The following is a 26,510-nucleotide window of genomic DNA, read 5'->3' on the forward strand; positions in this document are numbered from 1 at the left end:
CTACCGCCGCTACTACTTTGACGAGGGCGGCGCGTTAAAGCAAGATGGCACCTACAAGGCGGACAAGCGAGAGGGCGTATTTACCGACTATTACGTTAGCGGCGAGGTTAGCGCACGTAGCCCATACGCGGGCGGGCTTCGAAACGGCGAGGACTTCGACTACTACAAAAGCGGTAAAATTCGAGGCGTGCGAACCTACAAAGAGGGCAAGCGAGAGGGCGCGGAAACGTGGTACTACGAAAGCGGCACCGTGGAGGAGACGGGCGAATACAAAAATGACCGCAAAAACGGCGTTTGGAAGCGATTTTACGAAAACGGCAAAACGCGCGTGGTAGAAAATTACAAAGACGGCGAAAAGGACGGCGTCGCGCGCGAATACTATCCAAGCGGCAAGCTACGAGGCGAATACGAGTACAAAGACGGTCGCCAAACAGGTGCTGGGCTGGACTACTACGAGAGCGGGGCACTGGCGGCGAAAGTGATGTTTAAAAATGGGCGCTATCACGGGCTATATGAGGAGTATCACGAAAACGGCGCGCTAAAGGCCAGAGTGATGTTTGAGGACGGGTTGGAGGTCGGCGAGGCGCGCCACTACTACGCAAACGGCAAACTCGAAGCCGAGGGCGAATTTGAGCGCGGCAGGCTCATCCGAGCTAAAAAATATGACGAAGCGGGTAAGCTAATCAGCGACAAGTCTGATAAAAACGGACTGCCGAGGGAGTAAATACTAAAATAAGTTACTACTGGCATCATTTGAATTTTTACCAAACCAAATATTTACGTCCTTTTGTATTTTGAATATTTTAATTAGCTTTAAATAACACTACAATAGTCGTACTTAATATTAAAATTTTTATATTTATCTTTTGCATCTTAGCCATAAAAGTAGCGATCTCATTTATAAAATCGATAATATTTTTATAAATAAAAGCAAAATTTCAATATAACAAGTAGTATAATTGCAAGCATGTAAATATTATTTTTTATATTTTAAGCGTATTTTTGATTTTTGTATTCTGGTTTTTAAATATCTTAATAAGGAGCAAAAATGCATACTCTTGGTCTAATCATAGCCCTACTTACGCTTTTTGTTGTAGGCTGGGCGATTTTAAAAGGCAAATACGCCACTTTCGTGCTCTTACTCTCTGGCGTTATCATGCTTGTCTCTTCAGTCATTCTTGATACTGGAAAATTTTTACCAGAAAAGGTAAAGAGCACTGGAAATTCCTTACTGGATGTAGTTGAGTTTATCCACTATATGCTCTCAAATAATTTTTCACAACTTGGACTTTTAATCATGTTAATGGTAGGTTTTGCAAGTTATATGACTCATATCGGAGCAAATCAAGCCTTTGTGGGCATCGCCACAAAAAGGTTTAAAGCCATAAAAAGCCCATATTTTATGATCTTCATAGCTTTTTGCGTAGCAAAACTTATAAGCATGGTCATAACCAGTGCGGTTGGGCTTGGCGTGCTTTGTCTTGCGCTTCTTGGACCAGTTCTTATATCACTAGGACTAAATAAACTAAGCGTTGGTAGTATTTGTGCGATGAGTGGAGCTAGCTCAATGGTACTTCTTGGCTCATCGACAGCTGCTGCTGCAAAAGCAACTGAACTTGAGGTGCTTGATTATGTTTTTATCTATAAAATTCCAGCGGCTCTTCCAACTGTGCTCGTGATCGGCATTGCATTAGTTCTTTGGAATAGATACTTAGACAAAAAAGAAGGTTGGGTTTGTAGCGAGCATGTAGGAGAGAGCATTAGTTTTGACGATAAGGTGGATGTTCCAAAAGAGCAAGCACCTATGATCTATGCTCTTTTACCATTTTTACCGATGATTTTAGTAGTAGTTTTTTCGCCATATTGTTTAAAAACTATAAAACTAAACATATCAAGCGTCATAATCCTTTCTATGATAATTGCTATGGTTTTTGAAGCATTTAGGCATAAATTTAGCTTTGAAAAGCTTGGCGAAGGGCTAAAAGTATTTTTTAATGCCATGGCAAAAAGCTTAAGTGGTGTTGTTATGCTAGTTGTAGCAGCTGGTATATTTGCTGAAGGGTTTAAAGCTCTTGGTATGCTTGATGCTATTGTAAATTTGGCAAAAAGCATAGGTTTTGGAGGGCTTGGCATGTCTATACTTTTTGTATTTATAACAACCATCGTTACAATCATAGCTGGCTCAAATGGTGCAAGCTTTTATCCGCTTTTAAATATGGTGCCAAATATAGCTAAGAGTTTAAACATCAACTCTGTTATGCTCGTGCTTCCTATGCATCAAGCCTCCACAATAGCTAGACCACTTTCACCTGTCTCTGGCGTAGTGGTAGCCATTTCAGGCATGCTTCACATTAGCCCACTTTCGCTCATTAAAAGATGTAGCGTGCCAGCTATTTTAGGTCTTATAAGCCACCATATATTTGTATTTTTACTATCATTTTAAGGAGAAAATATGAGATGGAGCTTTGATGATTCTTACGTAGATTTTGATAACGAAATTTTTACCTCATCGTTTGAAAATCTAAAAGCACAAAATGAAAATTTGGTTAAATTTTTAAACAATAGTGAGCTTACCAAAGCTATCATCTCATACGAAGAAGCATACAAAGAAGCAACTAGCCTACTCGCATTTTGTCGTTGCAAAAGTAGCGATAATACAAAAGATGAGCTAGCTAGTAAATTTGAGCTAAAAATAAAAGAGCAAAAAGCTAAACTTGATACGGCAAAGGAGATACTTTTTGATAAATTTGATAGCCTAAAAAGTGATGATAAAATTTTTCAAAGCACTCAATTTAAACATATAAAATTTCTATATTTAGAGCATAAAAATAGCAAGAGTAAAATACGAAAAAAGAGCGAAAGAGAGTTTTTTGCAAATTTAGCGCTCACAAATTTTTTTCCACTTTTTGCAAATTTTAGACATCTAAATAATTTAATAAATATCTCTACTACCAATAAAAATGCAAAGACACAAAGCTATAATCTTGCAAAATGTATGGGTATATTAAAAGGATCAGATGATGAAATTTTACGCAAAAATGTGTTTAATGCTCTGAGTTCTCACTATGATAAATTTGCCGATCTTTATCTTGATATCTTAAATATGCTTCATGGATTTAGACTGGCTAAATTTAAGGCAGCAAAAGTTGATTTTTTAACTCCAAGCCTTGAAGAAAATAAAATGAGCCTTGACACTTTAAACGCCATGCAAGAAGCCATTAGCAAAAGAGTGGAAAAAATAAGAGAATGCGTAAGAATAAGAGCTAGCTTTTTAGGTGGTAAAAGTATGAGAAGTTGCGATCTTTTGGCACCTTATCCACTTAGCAAGCATAGTGAAATTTCTCATGACGAGGCTATTAAAATCATCAAAAAAGCATTAAAACCACTGGGCGAAGATAATTTTATCGAGCTTATGATAGACAAACACTGGATAGAAAGCGATGTACGAGAAAATAAAGCTGGTGGAGCATTTTTTGTGAGTTTGCCAAAATTTAAGCAACCAAGAATTTTTACCACCTACATGAATACTCTTTCGCACTTAATCCAGCAAGCTCATGAGCTTGGGCATGCTTGGCACTACTACTTAATGCGTGATCTTCCGGTTTTAAGCGCAAATTTTCCAATGAGCTTAGCTGAGAGTGCAAGCACATTTAATGAGACTCTTTTACGAAATGAACTAAAAAAAGATGACTCACTTAGAGTAGAAATTTTATGGCAGGAGCTAAAAAGCGCTGCAAATTTTTTACTTCATATAAACGTTAGATACGAGTTCGAAACTGGTTTTATAAAGTTGCGACAAAAAGGTCAAGTTAGCAAAAAAGATGCAAATGATCTTTTAAAACAAGCTTGGGATAAATTTTATAAAGACAGCACGAGCGATGTTGAAGAATTTTTGCCATATTTTAAGCCACATTTTTATAAAACAGATAACTACATCTACAACTATCCTTATAGTGTCGGCTATCTGCTATCACAATTTTTTCTAAGTGAGTTTAAAAAAGACGAAGCAAAATTTTGCAAAATTTATAAACAATTTTTAATAGAGTGTGGCACAAAAAGCGTGGAAGAACTAATAAAAAAACACTTTAAAAAAGATACAACAAAGTGCGAATTTTGGCTGATTGGCATAGATGAAGCGCTAAAAAATTTAGATGAGTTTAAAAAGGTAGTGACCGTATAAATTCACTAGTTATCTTAAACGTTTTATTTTTTTTCGAGAAATTTTATAAATTTTTGATGGGGCATCTTCGAAAAAATGATCATCTACTATTTCATCAGCCACGCTCATAGCCCAAGCTTCATTAAAATTTTGTCCATTCTTGTTCGCACTGCTTGAATAAAACCAGTCAAATTTAGCTAAAAATTTTTCGTGCTCACACTCTTTTACGACTCTAATAGCCTTTAAATTTGGATACAAAAATGTGGCTTTTCTTGAACGGCGTATAAAATTTTTATACTTTTTTGGCACTCTAACAAGCTCATTTAAAACGCTAAATTTTGCCGTCGTGATAAGGCAAGGTTTATTCTCATCACGCATTTTGACCTTGTTTATCTCTTTATAATCTTTACTCAAAAAGCCAGCTGTCGTATCGGTTTGTGCTAGAAATATCATAATTTTTCTCTTTTTGATAGTAAAAATATACAAGAGATTATTAGAGCAAATCCTAAAAAATCCCAAAATACAAATTTTGTTCCAAGCCAAAAGTAGCCAAAGAAGGCCGCACTTAGTGGCTCTATGCAGGCTAATAAACTAGCTTTTGCTGCGCCTATTAACTTAACACCTATCATATAAAAGCTAAATGCAAAAATGGTGCCAAGCGTAATAACAGCAATAAATGCCAGCCATTGATTTATACCATTAAGCCCAGCAAAATCCCAAACTCTCATATAGCAAGCAAGCACTACTCCGCCCATAACCATGCCCCAGCCAAGCGTGAGAGTGACTGAATATTTAGCATTCAGCCTTGCTGGAGCTAGGTTATAAACGCAGACGCAAACGGCGCTCACCAAGCACCAAAATAGCGCTTTTGGCGAGATGGCAAGAGATGAAATTTGCGCATGTGTGCTTAGGAAAAATACGCCAAGCATGGCTAAAAATAGAGCTAAAATTTCAAGTTTTCTTGGGACGCGTTTTTCTTTTATGCAAATGACCATTAAAATTAAAGCAGGAGCAGTGTATTGAATAACAGTCGCAACTGCGGCATTTGAAAGCTCAATGGAGTAAAAATAAGCGTACTGCGTCATCATAAGCCCAAGCAGGGCATAGACTAAAAACTCACCAAGAAGCTTTATATCTTTAATCGGAGCAAAAACGGCACTTGGTTCTTTAAAAGCATAAAAAATCACAATAACAATGCCAGCTAGCATCAGTCTATATGGCACTAAAAAATCAGAATTTATACCAAGTGAAAATAGATACTGCCCACAAACCCCACTAAATCCCCAAAGGATACCGCCAACTAAAGTAAGGAGTATCCCAAGACGATGAGTATTCATTAAATTTATCTGTCTTTATGAAGCTGTGCATCTTTGCCATAATATGGCGAATATGGTCCATAAAGTATACAGTTGCGACAATTTCTTGAAAATAAATAAGCATCAGCTCTTACTGCTAGGTCGTAGGATCTGTCTGAGATGGTATTTGCCACCTGTGAGATGACGGCTGAGACTAACATGCCAAGTAGGCTACTTTGGCCGCTGCTACTATCTTCTGCTGCCATAGCACTACCTTGCCAAAGAGTAGCACCGCTTTTTATATCGATAAGCTTTGCTTCAAGGACAACCTTTGTTGAGCTTGAGATGACTGCATAGCTCGTACCATAATCTTTTATGTTTATGTAAAGCACACTATCAGCATGAAAAATTTTATCAAGCTTATTTAGTGGTACGGCTGCGATCTCGCTTGGCTCGGTTATACCATTTAGCTTAAAGGTATCATTTACAAGAGCCACTGGAAATACATAGTATCCTGCCTCACTTAGTGGTGCGACTGCATTTGCTAAAACTGCTGCTGGACCTGAAATTTCTGTGCTATCATTTGTTGGCATAAGCACTAAGATAGAGTGAGGTCTTTTTTGTAAAAATTCTGAGTAGTCGTATGGCTCAGGCTCTTTTATAGAGCAACCCGTAAAAAATACTACCGAAAATATAGCGGCTATAAATTTCAGGCTATTTTTCATTATTCGCCCCCTCTTTTTGCTCTACTTTTTTCGGAGTTAAATTTTTAGAGCCTTTAATGAAATTTATATATTCCCTTGACTCTGGGAAATTTTGCACCTCTTTGTCAAAATTTACATTTGCAGCGCCTAAATTTCCATTATTTAGATACAAAAGTCCAAGGTGTGCGTATACGCCAGGAGCGATCTTGTAGCCCTTTTGTGTTGATATCTGCACCAAATTTTCTAAGCGTGAAATTTGCTCGTTTGTATCGCCCTCTTCGTTTAGGTAGCTATATAGCGAGCTACTATATGATCCGTCCCAATAATAAAGTGATCTTGGGCCGTTTGAATGGCCGCAACCCGCTAAAAATAGTGCAAAAAGCGCAAGGCTGGCAAGCTTTATTTTACTTGCCATGCTCCACTTTCTATGCCATTTACGAGATTATTTACCGCTTCAATAATAGCTAGGCTTAAAACCTTGCCATTTAGCGTAGAGTCGTATCCTGCTGTGCCGCCAAAGCCTATGATCTCTCTGTTTGAAAGGGTATATTCACCAGCGCCGCTAACCGAATATACAACCTCAGCTGTTTTGGTATCAACGATATTTAAATTTACCTTTGAATAGGCAGTTTGTTGCTTACCTTTGCCAAGTATGCCAAATAGCTGATGATCGCCCGTAGTTTTTCGTCCAAACTCGGTTACATCACCGGTTATCACGTATCTTGCGCCTTTTAGATTTTGAGCGGTTTTACTTAGCTCGCTCTCTTGTTTGATCACTTTCATATTTGATCTATCAAGCACTAAAAATCTACCGCTTTGCTGTAAATTTGTGATCAAAATACTTTGAGCTTGGTTACCAAGCCTATCCTCGCCATCAGCAAATACACCATTTTGGTAAGCTGATTGATTATTAAATCGACCTATCGAAACCGAAATTTTTTGGCCATTGTAAACTGTGCCGTAGCTTGCTACTTTTGGAGTCTCAACAACCCTTGAACTCTCACTCGCACATCCAGCAAAAAGAGCTGCTGTAAGCAAAACTGCACCAAATTTAAATACACTTTTCATTTTTTATCCTTTACGACAAAATCGCTTGTATATTACTAAATTTCTTTTTAAATAGCTTTAAATTTCATCCATGTACCTTTTAGATATCTAATCGTAAAAAGCACCGCCTTTACAGCCCAGTCAGCAAACATTGCAAACCAAGTACCTATCATACCAAGATCAAACGTAAGTGCAAAGACATAGGCCAAGATGACTCTACAAGCAAACATACAAACTAAATTTACAATCATTGGATATTTAGCGTCCCCAGCAGCACGAAAAACGGTCGGATATGTGTAAGCAAGTGGCCAAATAAGACACATAGCGATACCGTGATACCAGACGATCTGTCTTGTTAAATTTATGGCTTCTTCCGAGAGATTATAAACAAGAAGCAATGGCTCAAGTAAAAGCAAAATTACTGCTGTGCTAAAAAGCTGGACAATATAGATACTTATCATCGACTTTCTTACGTAAAATTTAGCCTGAGCAAAGTCGTTTGCGCCAACACACCTTGAGATAACCACACTAAGCCCTGTTCCTATCGCCATACCAGGAAGTACTTGAAACATCACGATCGTCCCTCCCACGGCATTTGCAGCGATACTTGCCGTACCAAAGAGAGAAACTAAACTTAAAACAATAATGCGCCCTACGTAAAACATCGAATTTTCAAAACCATAAGGCACTCCAATATTTAAAATTTTCTTGATGATCTCGTAGTCAAATTTATAGATAAGACTCTTTCTTATGTGAAGTTTTAGCCTTATATCAAGAAGCAAATAGACTATAACAAAGCAAGCAAGCATCTTGGCTATAAGCGTGCTAATAGCAATACCTAAAACACCAGTATGAAATGTATAAATACTAATGGCAGTTAGAAGTATGTTTAATAAATTTGCAGCCGCCATAATATACATAGGTAGCTTTGCGTTTGACATCGTGCGAAAGATCGCCGCAGCTGCTGCATAGACTGCTAAAAATGGCGCGGAAATGGCCGAGAAAACAAGATAGTGGCTAGCATCATGCCTTACTTGCTCTCCAATATCGCCAAAGACATAATCTAGAATAATATCTTTTAAAACTATGATGACTGCTGCGATAAAAAGGGCAAAGATAAAACTAAACCAGACGAGCTGATTTGCTGTGATTTTGGCGTTGCCACTTTGTTTATTACCAAGATACTGGCTAGCAACCACTGAGCCGCCAGTAGCGATAGCTGTAAAAATACTGATAAAAAGCGCCATGACAAATTCCACAAGACTAATTGCACTTACAGCGCTTTCACTAACACTTGCTGCCATTAGCGAGTTTGCAAGCCCTAGACTATACTCTAAAAACTGCTCAACCGCAATAGGGAAAAATAGCTTTGCAAGGTCGGCATTTGAGAAAAATTTTGTATTTTGATCTTTGATTTTGTTTACCATGCTTCCCCTAAGATAAACTTAAAAATTTTAATATATTTAAGCCAAGATCTGCTTTTTGCAAATCCTGACTTAAAAATTTTAGTGTCTTGAAAGATAATTTGTATCGTAGTTATTGCTTAAAAAGTCTTTGTTTTCCATCATAGCGATGTGAAAGTCTTTTGTTGTTTTGATGCCACTTATTATGAGCTGATCAAGAGCTACTTTCATCTTGTGGATCGCTCTGTTTCTATCAGTATCCCAAACTACGAGCTTACCGATCATACTGTCATAATACGGCGGTATAGAGTAGTCTTGATAGATGTGGCTATCCATTCTCACGTTGCGGCCGCCTGGGCAGACATATTTTGTGATCTTGCCAGGGCACGGTGTGAAGGTGTTTGGATCTTCAGCTGTTATCCTACACTCGATCGCATGACCTTTTAGCTCGATGCTCTCTTGTGATGGTAGTGCCTCGCCTTCAGCCACTTTTATCATAAGTTCGATAATATCAAGTCCGCTTACCATTTCGCTTACTGTGTGCTCAACTTGAAGCCTTGTATTCATCTCGATGAAGTAAAAGTCCAAATTTTTATCAACTAAAAACTCAAACGTACCAGCTCCCTCGTAGCCGATTGCTTTTGCCGCTTTTATAGCAGTTTCGTGAAGTCTCTCTCTTGTCTTTTCATCAAGTAAAATAGCTGGACTTTCTTCGATCAGCTTTTGGTGGCGACGCTGCATAGAGCAGTCACGCTCGCCGATATGAAGCACATTGCCATGGCTATCGCCGATGATTTGAACCTCGATGTGGCGTGGGTTTAGGATATATTTTTCCATATACATTGTTCCATCGCCAAATGCGCTCATAGCCTCGCTCTCAGCTGACCAAAACGCTTTTTCTAAATCCTCTTCACGTTCAACCACGCGCATACCGCGTCCGCCGCCACCTGCAGCAGCTTTTAAGATGACAGGATAGCCGATCTTTTTAGCTAGCTCTTTTGCAGCTTTTGTGTCAGCCACAGCGCCGTCTGAGCCAGGGATGACTGGCACGCCAGCTCTTTGCATGACCTGTTTTGCCTTGCTCTTGTCGCTCATCAAAGCCATCGCAGCGACACTTGGTCCTATAAATTTGATCTTGTGGTGTGAGCAAATTTCAACAAAATTTTGATTTTCACTTAGAAAGCCATAACCTGGGAAGATAGCGTCTGCTTCGCTGATCTCAGCGGCACTTATGATAGCTGGGATATTTAGGTAGCTATCACTTGAGCGTTCTTTACCGATGCAAATGGCTACGTCAGCATATTTTACGTAAAGTGCGTCTTTATCAGCGGTTGAATAGACTACAACGGCTTCTTTACCCATCTCCTTTATCGTTCGCAAAGCACGAAGAGCGATTTCGCCTCGGTTTGCGATTAAAATTCTTTTTAATTCCATTAATTTTTCTCCACGCCAAATAACGGCAATCCAAACTCAACTGGCTGTCCGTCAGAGACTAGCATTTCAGTGATCTGGCAGTCAAACTCAGCCTCGATCTCGTTCATTATCTTCATTGCCTCGATGATACCTACTACATCGCCTTTTCTCACTCTTTGACCTACTTTTACAAATGGAGCAGCACCTGGGCTTGGAGCAGCGTAAAAAGTGCCTACCATAGGAGATTTTATGCTATCTTTTGGCGTATTTGATGCTGGTTTTACCTCTGAGCTAACGACTACATTTACAGGTGCTGGAGCTGGCGCTTGTGCTGCTGGTTTAGCAGGTGCGCAATAATCTGAAAATTTTTCAAGCTCTACCTCAAAATCACCACTTTTTATTTTGATATGATTCATCTCCATATCATTAAAAAATTCGATAAGCTCTTTTATATCTTCTTTTTTCATAGAAAATTCTCCTAAATTTTTATATAAGCTTCTAATTGTAGCGAAAATTAGATAAAAAATTTTTTTATGAAGCAAAAACGAGAACTCAATGTTACTCTTTTTTACTAAGTTATTTTTCAGTAATAATTATCTTAATGCCTTTAGTATCCACTAAACTTTCATCGATGATGATCTCATCTATCTCTGCTGCCCTTATCACGCCACTTTTTGGATTTTTTATGCTTTTTATCGCTCCGCTTGTGCTCACATCGACACTTGAATATTCAAACGCAAGACTCGTATCCATAAAAATACAATCTTTTACGACCAAATTTTCCACGTAGCAAAGGGCTTGCAAGCTCTTTATCGTGCAGTTTATAAGCGTCACATTTTTTGAGTTCCAAGCTAGATATTCGCCTGAGATTAGACAATTTTGTGCGGTCACGTTTTCGCAGTTCCAAAATGCATCTTTTGAAATGAGCTTTGAGTTTGTGATATGGATATTTTTACAACCATCAAAGCAGTAGTTTCCGTCTAAATTTAGCCCATCGATCTCTAAATTTTCGCTATTTGCCCCAAAGTAATCGCCTCTAGCAAAGACGTTTATTATCCTAACGCCCGTACATCCCCAAAGTGTCTCGCCAGCGTCTGAAAAATTTACATTTTCTAGCAAAATTTGCGAGCTTTTTCTAAAGCTTTTTGGAGCGTTGATGACCACGTCTTTGAAGCTTAAATTTGTGCTGTACCACATGCCAGCCCTTGCTAGAGACTCCAAGTATCCGCCATTTAGCGTGATGTCGTTTGCGTACCAAAGTGGGTATTTGTAGGCAAAAACGCACTCATTTAGCTTTAAATTTGAGCTGTGCTTTAGCGGCGATTCGCCATCTTCAAAGATACAGTTTGTAAAATTTACACTTTTTGCCCCAAACATCGCACGCTCGCCGGTGAAAATTTCTTCTTTTCGTTCTTGCATTTTTGCCCCTTTATTAATTTTTACTGTTAAAATTATACTAATTTTCATCTAATTTATTCGCTTTATTAAATTTACTTTAAAGACGCAAAGCGTTATAATCGCCCAAAAAAGGAGCAAAAATGGGTTTAAAGTCAGACTCTTGGATAAGAAAAATGTCGGTTGAGAAAAATATGATAGTGCCATTTGCCGAGGAGCAAGTGGGTCGTGGCGTCGTTAGTTACGGCGTTTCTAGCTACGGCTACGATATCCGCGTTGGTGATGAATTTAAAATTTTTACAAACATCGGCGGGACCGTGGTCGATCCAAAAAATTTCGACGAAAAAAACGTGGTCGATTTTAAGGGCGACGTCTGCATCGTTCCGCCGAATTCATTCGCTCTAGCGCGCACGATCGAGTACTTTAACATGCCCGATAACGTACTAGCCATCTGCCTAGGCAAAAGCACCTACGCAAGGTGCGGTATCATCGTAAACGTCACGCCTTTTGAGCCCGGATTTAAGGGGCACATCACGATCGAGATATCAAATACAACGCCACTTCCTGCAAAAATTTATGCGAACGAAGGCATCGCGCAGGTGCTATTTATCGAGGGTGATGAGCCTTGCGAGGTAACCTATGCTGACAAAAATGGCAAATACCAAGCCCAAGAAGGTATCACACTACCTAGAATTTTGAAATAAATTTAGCCTTTGCTACTTTGCAAAGGCTAAATTTATCACCCACTTTTTTGCAAAACTCTAAAAGTTAATTAAATTTTGACGAAATATAAGCTATAAATAGTAAAGTTTTGATGGATAAATTGCTAAATTTTGGCACAGCTTTTGCTTAAAAATTTATAAAAAATAATTCAAATTAGCCATTTATAAATTAAAAAAATGACTAGCAAAAAGGCGTAAAATGTTTAACAACAAATCGATATTGATCACTGGCGGAACAGGAAGTTTTGGTAAAAAATACACCGAAATTTTGCTAAAAAAATATAAGCCAAAAAGGCTAGTTATCTACTCACGCGACGAACTAAAGCAGTATGAAATGGCTCAAATATTTAGAGACAAGGCTATGCGTTTTTTTATAGGTGATGTGAGAGATTATAAGCGCTTAAGAACTGCGATGAGTGGCATAGACTACGTCATTCACGCAGCTGCGATGAAACACGTACCAATCGCAGAATATAACCCAATGGAGTGCATCAAAACCAACATCAACGGTGCTCAAAATGTCATCGACGCGGCGCTTGAGTGCAGCGTGAGCAAGGTCATCGCACTCTCAACTGACAAAGCATGCAACCCAGTAAATTTATACGGCGCTACAAAACTAGCGAGCGACAAACTATTTGTCGCTGCAAACAACATCGTCGGTGAGAAAAAGACTAGATTTAGTGTCGTGAGATATGGAAACGTCGTTGGCTCACGTGGCTCAGTCGTACCGCTTTTTAAAAAGCTAATCACACAAGGAGAAAAAGAGCTGCCAGTCACTCATGAAAAGATGACTAGGTTTTGGATCACGCTTGAGCAAGGTGTAAATTTCGTCCTTAAAAACTTTGAGAGGATGAAAGGTGGCGAAATTTTCATACCAAAAATTCCTTCTATGACGATGATTGATCTTGCAAAGACCCTTGCACCAGATCTTGGCATCAAAATCATAGGTATTCGCCCGGGGGAAAAGATGCATGAGATGATGATCTCAAGAGATGACGCACATTTAACCTATGAATTTGATGATTATTATGTGATAAGCCCGTCTATTCAGTTCACAACAGCACAGGACTTTTCAACAAATGCGCTAAATCAAAAGGGCAAACCAGTGAGCGAGGACTTTGAGTATAGCTCAAATACAAATAAAATTTGGCTCGATAGAGCAGGCCTTCTTGAGATGATAGGAGATGTTAAATGATACCTTACAGCCGTCAGCAGATCACAGAAGAAGATATAAAAGTAGTAGCAGATGCGCTAAGGGACGACATCTTAACAGGTGGCCAAAAGGTCAGTAAATTTGAAGAGGAGCTGGCAAAGTATGTTGGCGTAAAGCACGTGATCGCTATGAACTCAGCCACTTCGGCCCTTCACGTAGCCTATCTTAGCCTTGACGTAAAGGCTGGCGATGAAGTGATTACGACGCCCATCACCTTTGCAGCCACTGCAAATGCAGCTTTGATGGCAGGAGCGCAGGTCAAATTTTGCGACGTAAAAGCAAATGGTAACATCGATGAAGAGAAAATTCCAGCTCTAATCACACCAAAGACAAAGGTGATAACTGCGGTTGATTACGGTGGCAATCCAGTGGAGCTAGATAAGATCATAAATTTAGCTAAAAAACACGGCATAAAAGTGATAGACGACGCCTCTCACGCCCTTGGTAGCGTGCAAAATGGCGTAAAAGTTGGCGTTAAGGCTGATATTAGCATATTTAGCTTTCATCCAGTAAAGCCTATCACCACGCTTGAGGGCGGCGCACTTGCTACAAACGACGATGAGCTAGCAAGACTAGCAAGGCTATATAGAAGCCACGGCATCACCAAAACAAAGCTTTGGGATAGCGACATGAGCCTGCTTGGATACAACTACAGGATCACAGACGTAGCCTGCGCTTTGGGGCTTAGCCAGCTAAAAAGGCTGGATAGCTTTATCGCTAAAAGAAATGAGATAGCTAAATTTTATGATGAGAAATTTAGCGGGTGTGAATACTTTAAAACCATAAAAATCCCAGCAAATACAACTAGCTCAAGGCACCTATATCCAGTGCTTTTGGATGAGAAACTTTGGGATAAAAAAGAGCAAATTTTTGAAGCACTCTTACAAAAAGGCGTTGGCGTGCAGGTGCATTACAAGCCAACATATAAATTTAGCTTTTATAAAGCGCTACTTGGCGAAATTTCACTACCGAATGCGGAGAAATTTTATAACGCCGAGCTTAGCTTGCCGTGCCACCATGACATGAGCATAGATGATGCTAAATTTGTTGCAAGCATGCTTTTTGACGTGCTAAAAAGTTTTAGCGAGTAAAAATGATCTGTATCATCCCAGCAAGAGGCGGCAGCAAGAGAATACCTGGCAAAAACATCAAAGACTTTTTAGGTAAGCCTTTAATCACATATAGTATCGAGGCTGCGCTAAATTCTAAAGTTTTTAGCAAAGTGATCGTAAGCACTGATGACGAAATGATCGCAAATGTGGCTAGAGAATTTGGAGCTAACGTGCCATTTTTTAGAGATGCAAACCTAAGTGATGACTACGCGACAAGTACTGACGTAATAAAAGACGCTATAAGGCGCGTAAATTTTGGCTTTAGTGACGTCTGTTGCCTTTATGCCACAGCACCGCTTGTAACGGCTGAAATTTTAAAAGATGCCGCAGACGAGTTTAAAAAGCAGGAGTGTAAATTTTTATTTTCAGCGACTGCGTTTGATTTCCCTATACAAAGGGCGATAAAACTTGATGAAAATGCTAGAGTTAGCATGTTTTACCCGCAGTTTGAAAAGACGCGCTCGCAAGATCTTGAGCCTGCGTTTCATGACGCTGGAGCATTTTATTTTGGTAAAAAAGAGGCTTGGCTGGAGTGTAGTGCTTTGTTTGCGCCACACTCAAAGGCGTATTTATTGCCAAGAAATTTAGTCTGCGACATCGATACACTAGAGGATTTTGAGTTTGCTAAAAAGCTTTATTTGATAAATAATGGAAAGATCTGATTGAAAGTATTTAAAGGACTCTCACGCCTAAAAACACTCGTGCGTGCTGATAGTAGCAGCAAGATAGGCCATGGGCACATTAGACGAGACCTTTTGCTTGCTAAAAAATTTAGCGACATCTCATTTGCATCTTTGAGGCTAGATGGTGACATTTTTGATGAGATAAACTACCCTAAATTTAGCTTAACAAGTGGCGAGATAGATGAGCTTTGCGAGCTTATAAAAGATAATAAATTTGAGCTTCTTATCATCGACCACTACGGCTTTAGCTTTGAAGACGAAAGAGCCATAAAAGAAAAAACTGGCGTTAAAATTTTATCATTTGACGACACTTATGAAAAACATTGCTCAGACTACATTTTAAACGTAAATTTATATGCGCAAAAGGCAAAATATGAGAGGCTGGTAGAAAAAAGCTGCGAGGTATTTTGCGGAAGTGAGTTTTTGCTAGTTAGAGATGAGTTTTATGAAGAAGTGCAGGTAAAAAGGGAGAAAATTTACGACTATACTATCATTCTTGGAGGCACTGATATCTCAGGGCTAAGTGCAAAAATTTCAGAAAAACTGCTCCTTAAAAACCTAAAAACAGCTGTCATAACAACAAGTGGAAATAAAAACTTAAGCGTTCTAAAAGAGCTATCAAGCAAGAGCGAAAATTTCAGCCTTTTTGTAGATAGTAAAAACGTAGCAAGGCTGATGAATGAGGCCAAAATGCTCATCATAACAGCAAGCTCGCTCGTAAATGAAGCTTACGTTTTGGGAGCTAAATTTAAAGCCATTTGCGTAGCGGATAATCAAAAAGAGATATTTGCCTGGCTCAAAGAAAATGGCTATGAAGCTTTTTGGGGAGATGAAATTTGCTTAAGCTTATAAATTTTACCTCGCTTAATGGCGAGCAAAAGCTGATGGTGTTAAAGTGGCGAAATGACGAGCGTATAGCTAAATTTATGAAAAACAAAAGTGTTGGCAAAGCGGAGCATTTTGCTTTTTTAGAGAGATTAAAGAGCATTCAAGATAAGATCTATTTTCTAGTAAAAGACGAGAGTGAATTTGTCGGAGTGGTGAGCTTTGTTGATATCACGAAAGAAAGCTGCGAATTTGGCGTTTATAAAAACCCAGAGCTAAAAGGGGTGGGTAAAAAGCTGCTTGATCTCATAAAAGAGTACGCATTTTTTACGTTAAAAGTTGGCTCGCTAAAGGCTAAAGCTTATAATAACAACGAAAAAGCGCTCGCACTTTATGAAAATTTTGGCTTTAAGATTTATGCAAAAGATGATGAATTTAGCTATCTTGAGCTTAAAAACGAAACGGACTAACGGATGAAAATAGGAAATTTTGATACAGACAAAAAGGTCTTTATAATAGCAGAACTCTCCGCTAATCACAGCGGCAGCCTAAAAACGGCGGTAGATACGATAAAGGCAGCCAAGCGCGCTGGAGCTGACGCGATAAAGCTTCAGACATATACGCCTGATAGTTTGACTCTAAATTCGCACCTAGACGACTTTGTCATAAAGGGCGGACTTTGGGATGGAAGAAATTTATATGAGCTTTATCAAGAGGCGCTAACGCCAAAAGAGTGGCACGCCGAGCTTTTTAAAGTAGCAAAAGAAGAAGGACTTGTCTGCTTTTCAAGTCCATTTTGCAAGGATGACACCAACTTTTTAGAGCAGTTTAACCCACCAGCTTATAAGATCGCAAGCTTTGAAGTGACGGACTATGATTTTGTGGAGTTTGTAGCCAAAAAAGGCAAGCCCATCATCATCTCAACTGGTATAGCCTATGAAGAAGAGATAAGAGACGTGGTGCAAATTTGTAAAAATGCAGGCAATAGCGACATCGCCCTTTTAAAATGCACTTCAAGCTACCCAGCACCGCTAAATGGTATGAATTTGCAAACGATAGCTGATATGAGAAAGAAATTTGGCGTAGAGGTCGGCTTTTCAGATCATACATTAGGCGTGACAGCTCCAGTTGTTGCGATTAGTTTGGGTGCTAGGATAATTGAAAAGCATTTTATACTTGATAAAAGCGTAAAAAGCGTTGATAGCGCATTTAGTCTTGATGAGAGCGAATTTGCTCTTATGACAAAGTGTGTCAGAGAGGCTGAGGAGCTTTTGGGCAAGGCAACCTACGAGCTAGACGAAAAAGCGGTTTTAAACAGGAGATTTTCACGTTCACTTTATGCGAGTGCAGATATAAAAAAAGGTGAAATTTTTAGCGAGCAAAATATAAGGAGCGTGCGTCCGGGGTACGGCCTGCACCCTAAATTTTTAAAAGAGCTGATCGGCAAAAAAGCAAAAAGAGATATAAAATTTAGCGAGAGATTAACAAAGGAGGATTTGATATGAACAATAAAAACGATAAGGCATCCAATAAAAAGGCAAAACTATCTAAAGATAATGTATCAAATATCCAAAATCCTATCTTTCAAAAAAACCTTCAAGCACTATTTCAACAAGATGAAATTCTAGCAGCAAGGCTTTGGTCTATTGCTGGAAATGAAGACTATGAAATTTTTATAGGAAAAGATCCGATTGATATAAATTTAATAAACAAGCATACTTTTAAATATATCTATGAAAATCCTGGAGCAGACATTTTAAAGCTGCTTGAAGATATAGAAAGTGACTATAAACGTTATCCGATACTATTTTTTTATGGACTGGGCAATGGCGTACTCTATAAAGCATTAGCAAAAAATGAAACGCATCAAAAAATCGTAGTCATAGAGCCAGAGATCGAGATCATATATCTTGTTTTAAATGTTATTGATCTATCAAGCGAACTAGAAAGTGGGCAGATAATACTTTTTTATTCAAAATTTGCAACCTATACACATTTTTATTATTTGGTTACGGAAGCTAAACTAAACTCATATGCAAAAACCTATGATAATCTTATGATTCATATGCCTTTTTATGATCAATTTGAAGAGGACTACATAAGAATAAATAAAGAGATTACAAGAGCATTTTCTCAAATAGTAGTTGCTCACGGCAATAGCATAGACGATCTTTTATTAGGCACAAGACAAAATTGTGAAAATTTAGTGCCTATGATTAGCAATTATTGCTACACAAGTCTTGTTAAAAAAAGATATGGTCTTATGGATACAGCTATAATTGTATCAACTGGTCCAAGCCTAGATAAACAGCTTAATACGCTTAAAAAATTTGCTCCATATGTTAGCATTATAAGTGTTGATGCCTCTTATCCAATCCTTGCAAGGCATGATATCAAGCCTGATTATGTAATGTCGATTGAAAGAATAGAACCAACTTCTAGTTTTTTTGAAAAAAAGCATCCAAATATTGATGACAATATACACTTTATTGTTGCCTCAGTTACACACAAGCAAACCATTAAAAATATCTTGCCAAGAAAACTAGTACTAACTATGAGACCTCAACAAGAGGAGTATATGTTTGGTCTAAAAAGATATGGATATTTGGGCGTGGGACATAGTTGTGCAAACATGGCCTACCAGCTAGCCTATGTCTTAGGACATAAAAATATCGTTTTCATAGGACAGGATCTAGCATTTGGTAAAGATGGGGCGAGCCATGCAAAAGGTCACGCTTTTGCACAAGCGGATGAAAATTTATATGTTAAAGCCTATGGCGGAGAGGGAGAGGTTAAAACAACATATGTTTGGACTCTATTTAAAAATCAGTTTGAAAATGATATCGCCCAATCAAGCTTAGAGAATATAAAATCATATAACTGTACCGAAGGTGGTGCTAGAATAGAAGGCACTATAGAAAAGCCGTTTTTAGAAGTAATGCATGAGCTTTGCAAAGGCAAAGAGATTAAAAAACTGCCTAATATAAAAAAAGATAGTGAAACGACGATAAATAAAAACCTTTTAAAAGCTTATAAAGTCATACTTGCAAAAATAAAAGCTCAAAGTGAAGTCAAACAACAAATAGAAAAAGTCTTTTTAGAAGTAGTGCCTAGTATAGATAAATTGCTTGAGCTCAATAAAGAAAATAAAATAGAAAAGAAACACTTTGATGAGCTTCTTAAAATAACAAAAAAGATAGATAAGCTAAAAGATGTAATCGCAAAACGTAATTATCAAAAATATGTAGATAATATATTGCAAATTTCAGTCTACTATCAAGAACTTGAGCTTGCAAAAATTTCTGTAGCACCAAGTGACACAACCATCCAAAAAACCAACAAGCTTCTTATGTGGGTAAATATGCACAAGTACTGGATGTTCTCCGCAGCTGGCGGACTAAATGCCGACATCGAAGTTACTAAAAAAGCTTCAAAAGCACTTGTTGCTGAGCTAAAAAAGAGAAAACTAATAACTAAAAATGAGATAGGAAAAGCAAAAGAAAATTTTATACTGAGTATATAAGCTAATTTGTAAGTAGAATTATTTTACTTACGATCTTTTTATTTGGCTTACTAGTTTTAGTAAGCCTCTGTCACAATTATAAATTTATAACACAACCCATTATAAACCACTAGAGCAAAGACAAAATAGATACATTACTATTTATTTTTAGTAGATAAAGCCCCAAAGTTAAACTCTGGGGCGTGGGTTTGCGTATTGTAAAAGCATTAACACTCTTAAGGCTTTGTTACTGCGACAAAGCCTCTATCTAAAACCTTAATGAAACTATTGTAGAAGCTTCATTACGTTTTCGAGGAAACTTCACTCAGCTCCTACTATTGTAGAAGCTTCATTACGTTTTGTTGTACGCTGTTTGCTTGACTCATAGCATAAGCACCTGATTGAGCTAGGATGTTATGTTTTGAGAAGTTAGCAGACTCGCTAGCAAAATCAACATCTCTGATTTGAGACTCTGCTGATTTTACGTTAACTTGAGTTACAGTGATGTTATTAACTGTAGCTTGAAGTTGGTTTTGAACTGAACCAAGGTCTGAACGAACTTGATCAAGTGTTTTTTGAGCAGACTCAGCGATACTCATAACAGCCATCGCACCGCGAAGTGTCATAACACCAGCAGACTGAGCTACTGATAAAGCTCCACTCATTCTTTGGAAGCCCATAGCTGTTGCTAGAGTTTTATCTATTTGACCTCTTATATCTCTTAGTGATACTGATTGTTGAGCACCACCATTAGCAGAGAATGCTAGAGATAGTTTAGCAACACCACCAGCATTTAGCTTGATATCTCTACCATCAAGACGAACTAGGTTTAGTCTACCTACAAATCCAGTTAAAGATGTACCTTTAGCAGCTGCACCTTTACCGCCAAGACCCTTTGAGATGTCTTTACCAGAAGCTACGATAGCACGGCCATCACGGCTTGTTAGTACCATTTTACCTGTTTCAGCATCAACAGAAGCTTCAACACCAGTTTGGTCTTTTACAGAGTTGATAGCATTTACAAGTGCACCGTTTGCATCATTTGCTTTAACCTCTAGATCACCAATTTTAACACCGTTGATTGTTAAAGACTGAATTAAACCACCGCCAATAGCAGCGCTTGCTTTCCAAGTAACGTCAGCTGTAGCTCTAACACCAGTTCTATCAGCAACTTTGTTGATATTCTCAGCTAGAGCACCAAGACCTTTACCGATACCTGTTGAGATAGTAGCAGCTGTAACGCCAACATCATTTACACCATCAACGTTTAAGAATTTAAGATTTACTGTACCCATAGCTGTAAGTAGTCTTGAACTCTCAAAACGTGTAAGACCGATCTTATCAGACGTAGTCGCACCAATACTTGCTTTAACAGTTTGGTTTGAGTAAGCACCTATTTGGAACTCTTTATTAGAGAATGTTCCGTTTAGTAGTTGCTGACCGTTAAATGAAGTAGTGTTACCGATATTGTCAAGCTCTTCCATTAGACGAACGATATCAGCTTGCAATGCTTGGCGTGATTGAGTTGTTTGGCCGTCTTGAGCTGATTGAGTAGCTTTTGTCTTGATAGTATCAAGAATTTTTAGCTGCTCGTCCATAGCTTTATCGGCAACTTGAATGATACCAATAGCATCATTACCGTTTGCAATAGCTTGACCTAAAGCTGAAGCTTGACTTCTTAAGCTATCTGCAATAGATAGACCTGAAGCATCGTCTGCAGCTGTTTGAATCCTAAGACCTGAGCTAAGTTTGTTAAGTGACTTAGATAGGTCAGTGTTGTTGCTAACTGCGTTAGCATGTGTGTTAAGTGCGTTTACGTTTGTGTTAATACGAAAACTCATTGTAAATCCTTTTAATTTTTTAGTTACGACTTCTTGTCGCACGAAAACTATATCGTGATTTTTTTTAAAAACTTTATAGGTATGAATGAAAAATTTTTAAAAGATAGATCCTGGGTTTGATTTTTTATGCCTTGATACTTTAAAAATTATTTTTGCTACAATTACGCCAAAAAAATTAAAGGCTATATATAATGAAAAGCTTAATCATCGTGGAATCTCCCGCAAAAGCAAAGACCATCAAAAATTTCTTAGACAAAAGCTACAACGTCATCGCCTCAAAAGGCCACATCAGAGACCTGCCAAAAACAAGCTTTGGTATCAAGATAGAAGATGATAAATTTACCCCAGAATACCGCGTCAGCAGCGATCACTCCGCCATCGTAAAAGAGATAAAAGAGCTTGCCAAAGGTGCTGATGAAATTTACCTCGCGACCGATGAGGATAGAGAGGGTGAGGCGATCGCATTTCACATCGCAAATGCCATCGGCAAAGAGCCAACTAGCTTGCCTCGCATCGTCTTTCACGAGATCACCAAAAGCGCCATACAAAACGCTCTAAAAAGCCCAAGACGAGTCGATATGAACAGCGTCAATGCCCAGCAAACAAGGCGCTTGCTTGACCGTATCGTTGGCTACAAGCTAAGTCCACTTTTAAATTTAAAGATACAAAAAGGCTTAAGCGCTGGCCGTGTGCAAAGTGCAGCGCTAAAGATAATAGTCGACCGAGAGCGTGAAATCCAGGCGTTTAAACCAGTTGAATACTACACCATTGATACCGTTTTTAAAAAAGACCTAGACGCTGAGCTGGTTAAATTTGAAAACCAAAAGATCGAAAAGCTCACTATCCAAAACCCAGACCGCGCAAAATACATCATTGAAAATTTACAAAATGAGAAATTTAGCGTCCGTGAGATCGAGAGCAAGGATAGAAAGATCCAGCCAAGTCCGCCATTTATGACCTCAACACTTCAGCAAAGTGCGAGCAACCGCCTTGGCTTTAGCCCTAAAAAGACGATGATGATCGCACAAAGCCTCTATGAGGGCGTGCAAACAAACGAAGGCTTCATGGGTGCGATCACCTACATGAGAACGGACAGCTTAAATTTAGCCAAAGAGGCCGTCGCAGCCGCTAGAGAGCATATATTGCAAAACTATGGCAAAGAGTATCTGCCAGCCAAAGCGATAAGCTACACGACAAGCTCAAAAGGCGCGCAAGAAGCCCACGAAGCGATCCGCCCTACAAATTTAAACTTCACACCGCAAATTGCCGCTAAATTTTTAGAAAAAGACGCGCTTAAACTCTACACGCTCATTTACAATAGATTTTTGGCCTGCCAAATGAGCGCATGTGTGAGCCAAACGCAAAATGTCTATGTCGCAAGCGAAAAAGGCGAGTTTAAGATAAGCGGCAGAAAGGTACTATTTGACGGCTTTTACAAAGTTTATGGCGAGCTTGATAAGGATAAAATTTTGCCAAATTTAAAAAAGGGCGACGAGATGAGCTTGCAAAGCATAAAAAGCACGCAAAATTTCACCGAGCCACCAGCCAGGTACTCAGAAGCTGGCCTTGTTAAAAAGCTTGAAAGTCTAGGCATCGGCCGCCCAAGTACCTATGCACCGACTATCACACTGCTAACTTCAAGAGACTACGTGAGAGTCGAGAAAAAGCAGCTCATACCAAACGAGATCGCATTTAGCATGATAGGCGTTTTGGAAGAGCACTTTAGCAATATAGTTGATAGCGAATTTACCTCACATCTTGAAGAAAAGCTCGATGAAATCGCACTTGACAAGGCTGATTGGCAAAAGGTGCTAAGTGACTTTTACTATCCATTTATGGAAAAAATTAGCGCTGGCAAAACTGGCATAAAAAGCCTAAAAACAGCCACTCCGATCGGCGAGAAGTGCCCAGAGTGTGGAAGCGAGCTAGTGCTTAGAAAGGGCAGATATGGCGAGTTTATCGCTTGCTCAAATTTCCCAAAATGCAAATACTCAAGAAACGTCGCAAAAGATAATGAAAAGAGCGCAGAAACTGACACTGCAACGGCTGCTAAGCCAAAACGTGAGCTTAAAAAGCTTGATGTGCCATGTCCAAAATGCGGCGGCGAGATCGTCGAGAGATTTAGCAGGCGCGGTAAATTTTATGGATGTGCCAACTATCCAAAATGTGACTTCATCTCAAACTACGAGCCAGTTGAGCAAAAATGCGACGAATGTGGCGGCGATATGATCAAAAAAGAGCTTAAAAAAGGCACATTTATAGAGTGCACAAAGTGTAAGAAAAAGACGCTCATCTCTGAAAACTAAAAACTTCTAGCCAAATTTGAGTCCCTGGGCCTAAATTTGGCTTTTATAAATTTGGGCTTCAAAAGTGTCTGATAACATCGCTAAGCTTAGCCAGCATAAAGGGCAAAAACCTCGTCATCAACTATACTTAGTTAGAGGGTAGCTTCACATCGTAGCACCCACTTTTTGGACTTTTTGGCGAGCTTAGACCCTACTAATTTTAAAAACTACCTTTTTATAAGAAAAAGTAATGTCATAAAATTTAAGTTTTTTTGTATAGTTTTTAATAAATTTATATCTTAGAGCACATTTTAAAATTTCACTCGCAAGAGTTGACTACTAAAATTTAGTTTCGCTTATAATTTAACTCAAATTTTAGAGCCGAAATTACTCATTCTTGAAATTTTAAAATTTACTTGACACTTGCCATATATACGAACGCATGCAGTGTAAAATCGCTATCACATGCACTTCTAACGTGCGAAGGATTTAGAGGATTTAAATGAGGATAAAGGGACGGCTCTTTGCTTCGCTAGCTCGCAGCTGCAAGCAGACCGTAACTCAAGCCCCCTTGTCTCCCCCCCCCCTTTTTTTTTGAATAAAAATAATTTTATACATTTCATCAAACTATTTTTGCAAATTTATAAACCATCCTACTTAAATTTTAAACCTATCAAAGCTATAATACGCCCCAAAAAAGGATGAAAAATGAAAACAATTATGCTCTGTGCGATATGCTCAGTCACTCAAGGAAACTGCGCCGAGGACTGCGCTTACTGCACACAAAGTGCCAAAGCCGGCGCCGATATCTCAAAATTTAAAGAAAAAAGTGTGCAGCAGGTGGTGGATGAAGCCAAAATGGCTTATAAAAACCACGCTCTTGGCTTTTGTTTGGTCACAAGCGGCGCTAGACTGAATGACAAAAAAACCGACTATATCGCATCTTTAGCAAGAGCCGTGAGCAAAGAAGTGCCAAATTTGATGCTCATCGCATGTAATGGCATGGCTACTTACGAGCAGCTTTGTGAGCTCAAAAAGGCTGGCGTTTTTAGCTACAACCACAACCTTGAAACAAGCCGAGAATTTTTCCCAAAAATTTGTAAAACACACACTTGGGACGAGAGATATCAGACAAATTTAGATGCAAAAAGGGCTGGGCTCATGCTTTGCACTGGTGGTATTTACGGCGTTGGCGAGAGTGAAGCTGACAGGGTAAGCTTTAGAGCTAGTCTAAAAGAGCTTGAGCCGTTTTCGTCACCGATAAATTTTTTCATTAAAAATGAAGCATTGAGTCTTGATCTGCCCCCTCTTAGTGTGGATGAAGCCCTAAAGATCGTACGTGACACCAAAAGCGCTCTTCCAGAAACTAGAGTCATGATAGCTGGTGGCAGAGAGAAAATTTTAAGCGAGAGACAGTATGAGATCTTTGAAAATGGCGCCGATGCGATCGTGATAGGCGACTACCTCACCGCAAAAGGCGAGAAAGCTAGCAAAGATATCGAGGAGCTTGCAAAGCGCGGTTTTAGCTTCGCTAGTATCTGTCACTAATGCTTGCAAATTTGCTTTTCGCAGGGCTTGGAGGCTTTATCGGAGCTGGATGCAGGTTTTTAGCCGGTGAGCTGCTAAAATTTAGCCACTTTCCGCTAGCCACGCTTGGCGTAAATACGCTTGGTAGCTTCATTATCGGCGTCTTGTTTTGTCTAAATTTAAGCCAAAGCGTGAGAGTATTTTTGGTCATTGGCATACTTGGCGGATTTACAACATTTTCAAGCTTTAGCCTTGATAGTGTGAAATTTTTACTAGAAGGCGAGCTGGTAAAAGGCTTTTTAAATATCTTTTTAAACCTTGTTTTTTGCCTACTTGCAAGCTATCTTGGTATTTTACTTGGCAAGAGTTTGTGAGGTTTTTAAGGCGTGTAGTAAAATAGCTTTGTTTGTGCTATTTTACAAATTTTAAAACTTTGCTCGCTTGCCCTAGCAGACTACTAGATTTGGGCTTCGCTTCGTTTAGCACTAAATTTAGAGCCGTGATATGCTCGCTCATAAATTTTAAAATTTTATAGGGTTTTAAGCGCATGCAGTGCGCTAGCACTATTGCATGCCACTTCTAACGTGCGAGGGAATTGAGGGATCTAAAGGGAGATAAGGGGACGGCCTCGTAACTCGAGTCCTCTTGTCTCCCTTTTGAATAAAAGGGTTTATAAATTTAAAGTTGTGATTTCAAAAATAGAATTTTACTATTTTACAAATTTTAAAACTTCACTCACTCACAAGAATTGGCTAGTAAAATTTGATGAAATTTAACAAAACCGCATGCAGTGCAAAATACCGCCACATCCACCTTTCTACCTAGCTTCTACCTTTGGCATCTGAAGCATAAAATTTCTAGCTTCACTTAAAAGTACAGGCTTAAGCCCATCTACCAGAGTTTTTGGATCATAAATTCTCTCATATGAAAGTATTAAGACTCCATCTTTTTTAAGTAAAAAGTGGATTATTTCTATATTTTTACTGCTAGTTTCATCTTTTATGAGAGCTAAAATTTGATCATTCTCATCGCTATAAAGCACCTCTTTAGCCTCTTTTATCTTCTTTTTTAGCTCAGCAAGCATACTTTCACTTTTTATATTTTTGTCAAATTTTACTCTAAAGCCTACGAAATGCTCATCAAAATTTTCATTTTTTAAAAAGTAAAAACTCTCATCTCTGGCTGTATTTTTCTTATAAAAAATGCTTCCATCAAATTTAAAACTTTGAACCAAACTTAGCTCATCCGCAAAGCTAAAAATTCCAAAAAACATCAAGACAAAAAATAGAAATTTACGCATAAATTTGCACTCCAAATTTTTAAAAATTTGTTGCCATTTTGCCCAAAAATCGCTTAGCTTAATCAAAAAATAACAAAGCTTTTT

Annotated in this window: 25 protein-coding genes; 14 read left to right on the plus strand and 11 right to left on the minus strand. The window is 38.7% G+C overall.

Annotation, left to right across the window (positions count from 1 at the left end):
- From B9N66_RS09015 to B9N66_RS09025, 3 genes are all read left to right on the plus strand, one after another.
- On the plus strand, positions 1-724 hold a 724-nt coding region (locus B9N66_RS09015), incomplete at its 5' end, for a toxin-antitoxin system YwqK family antitoxin (RefSeq protein WP_141083441.1).
- A 324-nt stretch (positions 725-1,048) separates the two neighbouring features.
- The gene (gene dcuC, locus B9N66_RS09020) at positions 1,049-2,443 is read left to right on the plus strand and encodes a C4-dicarboxylate transporter DcuC (protein ID WP_087580742.1); all 1,395 of its coding nucleotides are present in this window, start codon (positions 1,049-1,051) and stop codon (positions 2,441-2,443) included.
- A gap of 9 nt (positions 2,444-2,452) precedes the next feature.
- Positions 2,453-4,180: a peptidase M3 gene (locus B9N66_RS09025; protein WP_087580743.1), complete on the plus strand. Its 1,728-nt coding sequence runs from the start codon at positions 2,453-2,455 to the stop codon at positions 4,178-4,180.
- A 9-nt stretch (positions 4,181-4,189) separates the two neighbouring features.
- Here the strand turns inward: B9N66_RS09025 and B9N66_RS09030 are convergent, their stop codons facing one another.
- The 9 genes from B9N66_RS09030 to B9N66_RS09070 form a co-directional block, all read right to left on the minus strand.
- A complete protein-coding gene (locus B9N66_RS09030; RefSeq protein WP_087580744.1) occupies positions 4,190-4,612 on the minus strand; it encodes a Sua5 YciO YrdC YwlC family protein in 423 nt (140 codons plus the stop codon).
- Complete coding sequence (locus B9N66_RS09035) at positions 4,609-5,496, minus strand: DMT family transporter (RefSeq protein ID WP_087580745.1); 888 nt, start codon at positions 5,494-5,496, stop codon at positions 4,609-4,611. The genes B9N66_RS09030 and B9N66_RS09035 overlap by 4 nt, the downstream gene beginning before the upstream one ends.
- 5 nt (positions 5,497-5,501) lie before the next feature.
- Positions 5,502-6,179: a DUF799 domain-containing protein gene (locus B9N66_RS09040; protein WP_087580746.1), complete on the minus strand. Its 678-nt coding sequence runs from the start codon at positions 6,177-6,179 to the stop codon at positions 5,502-5,504.
- Positions 6,169-6,573, minus strand: coding sequence for a DUF4810 domain-containing protein (locus tag B9N66_RS09045; RefSeq protein WP_087580747.1), 405 nt, complete (start codon positions 6,571-6,573; stop codon positions 6,169-6,171). Before B9N66_RS09045 ends, B9N66_RS09040 begins: the two co-directional genes overlap by 11 nt.
- Positions 6,558-7,226, minus strand: a complete 669-nt coding sequence (locus B9N66_RS09050; protein WP_087580748.1) for a CsgG/HfaB family protein — start codon at positions 7,224-7,226, stop codon at positions 6,558-6,560. The genes B9N66_RS09045 and B9N66_RS09050 overlap by 16 nt, the downstream gene beginning before the upstream one ends.
- Before the next feature lie 47 nt (positions 7,227-7,273).
- Positions 7,274-8,632, minus strand: a complete 1,359-nt coding sequence (locus tag B9N66_RS09055; protein ID WP_087580749.1) for an MATE family efflux transporter — start codon at positions 8,630-8,632, stop codon at positions 7,274-7,276.
- A gap of 78 nt (positions 8,633-8,710) precedes the next feature.
- Entirely contained in the window at positions 8,711-10,042 is a 1,332-nt protein-coding gene (locus B9N66_RS09060; RefSeq protein WP_087580750.1) for an acetyl-CoA carboxylase biotin carboxylase subunit, read from the minus strand.
- On the minus strand, positions 10,042-10,488 hold the full coding sequence (gene accB, locus B9N66_RS09065; RefSeq protein ID WP_087580751.1) for an acetyl-CoA carboxylase biotin carboxyl carrier protein: 447 nt from the start codon (positions 10,486-10,488) through the stop codon (positions 10,042-10,044). Before accB ends, B9N66_RS09060 begins: the two co-directional genes overlap by 1 nt.
- Positions 10,489-10,597: 109 nt before the next feature.
- Positions 10,598-11,440 (minus strand): DUF3737 family protein, encoded by an 843-nt coding sequence (locus B9N66_RS09070; RefSeq protein ID WP_087580752.1) that lies wholly within the window; start codon positions 11,438-11,440, stop codon positions 10,598-10,600.
- Between the two features lie 119 nt (positions 11,441-11,559).
- Between B9N66_RS09070 and dcd the strand changes: the two genes are divergently transcribed.
- From dcd to B9N66_RS09110, 8 genes are all read left to right on the plus strand, one after another.
- Positions 11,560-12,120: a dCTP deaminase gene (gene dcd / locus B9N66_RS09075; RefSeq protein ID WP_021091674.1), complete on the plus strand. Its 561-nt coding sequence runs from the start codon at positions 11,560-11,562 to the stop codon at positions 12,118-12,120.
- Positions 12,121-12,337: 217 nt separating this feature from the next.
- Complete coding sequence (gene pseB / locus B9N66_RS09080; protein WP_087580753.1) at positions 12,338-13,333, plus strand: UDP-N-acetylglucosamine 4,6-dehydratase (inverting); 996 nt, start codon at positions 12,338-12,340, stop codon at positions 13,331-13,333.
- Positions 13,330-14,442, plus strand: coding sequence for a UDP-4-amino-4,6-dideoxy-N-acetyl-beta-L-altrosamine transaminase (gene pseC / locus B9N66_RS09085; RefSeq protein ID WP_087580754.1), 1,113 nt, complete (start codon positions 13,330-13,332; stop codon positions 14,440-14,442). The genes pseB and pseC overlap by 4 nt, the downstream gene beginning before the upstream one ends.
- Positions 14,443-14,444: 2 nt before the next feature.
- On the plus strand, positions 14,445-15,125 hold the full coding sequence (gene pseF / locus B9N66_RS09090) for a pseudaminic acid cytidylyltransferase (protein ID WP_087580755.1): 681 nt from the start codon (positions 14,445-14,447) through the stop codon (positions 15,123-15,125).
- Positions 15,126-15,998, plus strand: a complete 873-nt coding sequence (pseG, locus tag B9N66_RS09095) for a UDP-2,4-diacetamido-2,4,6-trideoxy-beta-L-altropyranose hydrolase (protein WP_087580756.1) — start codon at positions 15,126-15,128, stop codon at positions 15,996-15,998. It abuts the gene before it with no gap.
- The gene (gene pseH, locus B9N66_RS09100) at positions 15,983-16,441 is read left to right on the plus strand and encodes a UDP-4-amino-4,6-dideoxy-N-acetyl-beta-L-altrosamine N-acetyltransferase (RefSeq protein WP_087580757.1); all 459 of its coding nucleotides are present in this window, start codon (positions 15,983-15,985) and stop codon (positions 16,439-16,441) included. The genes pseG and pseH overlap by 16 nt, the downstream gene beginning before the upstream one ends.
- Before the next feature lie 3 nt (positions 16,442-16,444).
- Positions 16,445-17,476, plus strand: coding sequence for a pseudaminic acid synthase (gene pseI, locus B9N66_RS09105; RefSeq protein ID WP_087580758.1), 1,032 nt, complete (start codon positions 16,445-16,447; stop codon positions 17,474-17,476).
- Positions 17,473-19,494 (plus strand): motility associated factor glycosyltransferase family protein, encoded by a 2,022-nt coding sequence (locus tag B9N66_RS09110; RefSeq protein WP_087580759.1) that lies wholly within the window; start codon positions 17,473-17,475, stop codon positions 19,492-19,494. The genes pseI and B9N66_RS09110 overlap by 4 nt, the downstream gene beginning before the upstream one ends.
- A 314-nt stretch (positions 19,495-19,808) precedes the next feature.
- Here the strand turns inward: B9N66_RS09110 and B9N66_RS09115 are convergent, their stop codons facing one another.
- Entirely contained in the window at positions 19,809-21,314 is a 1,506-nt protein-coding gene (locus B9N66_RS09115) for a flagellin B (protein ID WP_021091720.1), read from the minus strand.
- 188 nt (positions 21,315-21,502) lie between these two features.
- Here B9N66_RS09115 and topA point away from each other — a divergent pair, with 188 nt between their 5' ends.
- From topA to crcB, 3 genes are all read left to right on the plus strand, one after another.
- Positions 21,503-23,620: a type I DNA topoisomerase gene (gene topA, locus B9N66_RS09120; RefSeq protein ID WP_180382098.1), complete on the plus strand. Its 2,118-nt coding sequence runs from the start codon at positions 21,503-21,505 to the stop codon at positions 23,618-23,620.
- Between the two features lie 687 nt (positions 23,621-24,307).
- Positions 24,308-25,147, plus strand: coding sequence for a biotin synthase (locus B9N66_RS09125; protein WP_087580761.1), 840 nt, complete (start codon positions 24,308-24,310; stop codon positions 25,145-25,147).
- On the plus strand, positions 25,147-25,500 hold the full coding sequence (gene crcB / locus B9N66_RS09130; RefSeq protein ID WP_087580762.1) for a fluoride efflux transporter CrcB: 354 nt from the start codon (positions 25,147-25,149) through the stop codon (positions 25,498-25,500). Before B9N66_RS09125 ends, crcB begins: the two co-directional genes overlap by 1 nt.
- Positions 25,501-25,943: 443 nt before the next feature.
- On the opposite strand, the gene B9N66_RS09135 is transcribed toward crcB, so the two are convergent.
- Positions 25,944-26,426, minus strand: coding sequence for a hypothetical protein (locus tag B9N66_RS09135; protein ID WP_087580795.1), 483 nt, complete (start codon positions 26,424-26,426; stop codon positions 25,944-25,946).
- Positions 26,427-26,510: the final 84 nt, after the last annotated feature.

It is taken from the genome of Campylobacter concisus, assembly GCF_002165775.1.
Taxonomy (GTDB): domain Bacteria; phylum Campylobacterota; class Campylobacteria; order Campylobacterales; family Campylobacteraceae; genus Campylobacter_A; species Campylobacter_A concisus_E.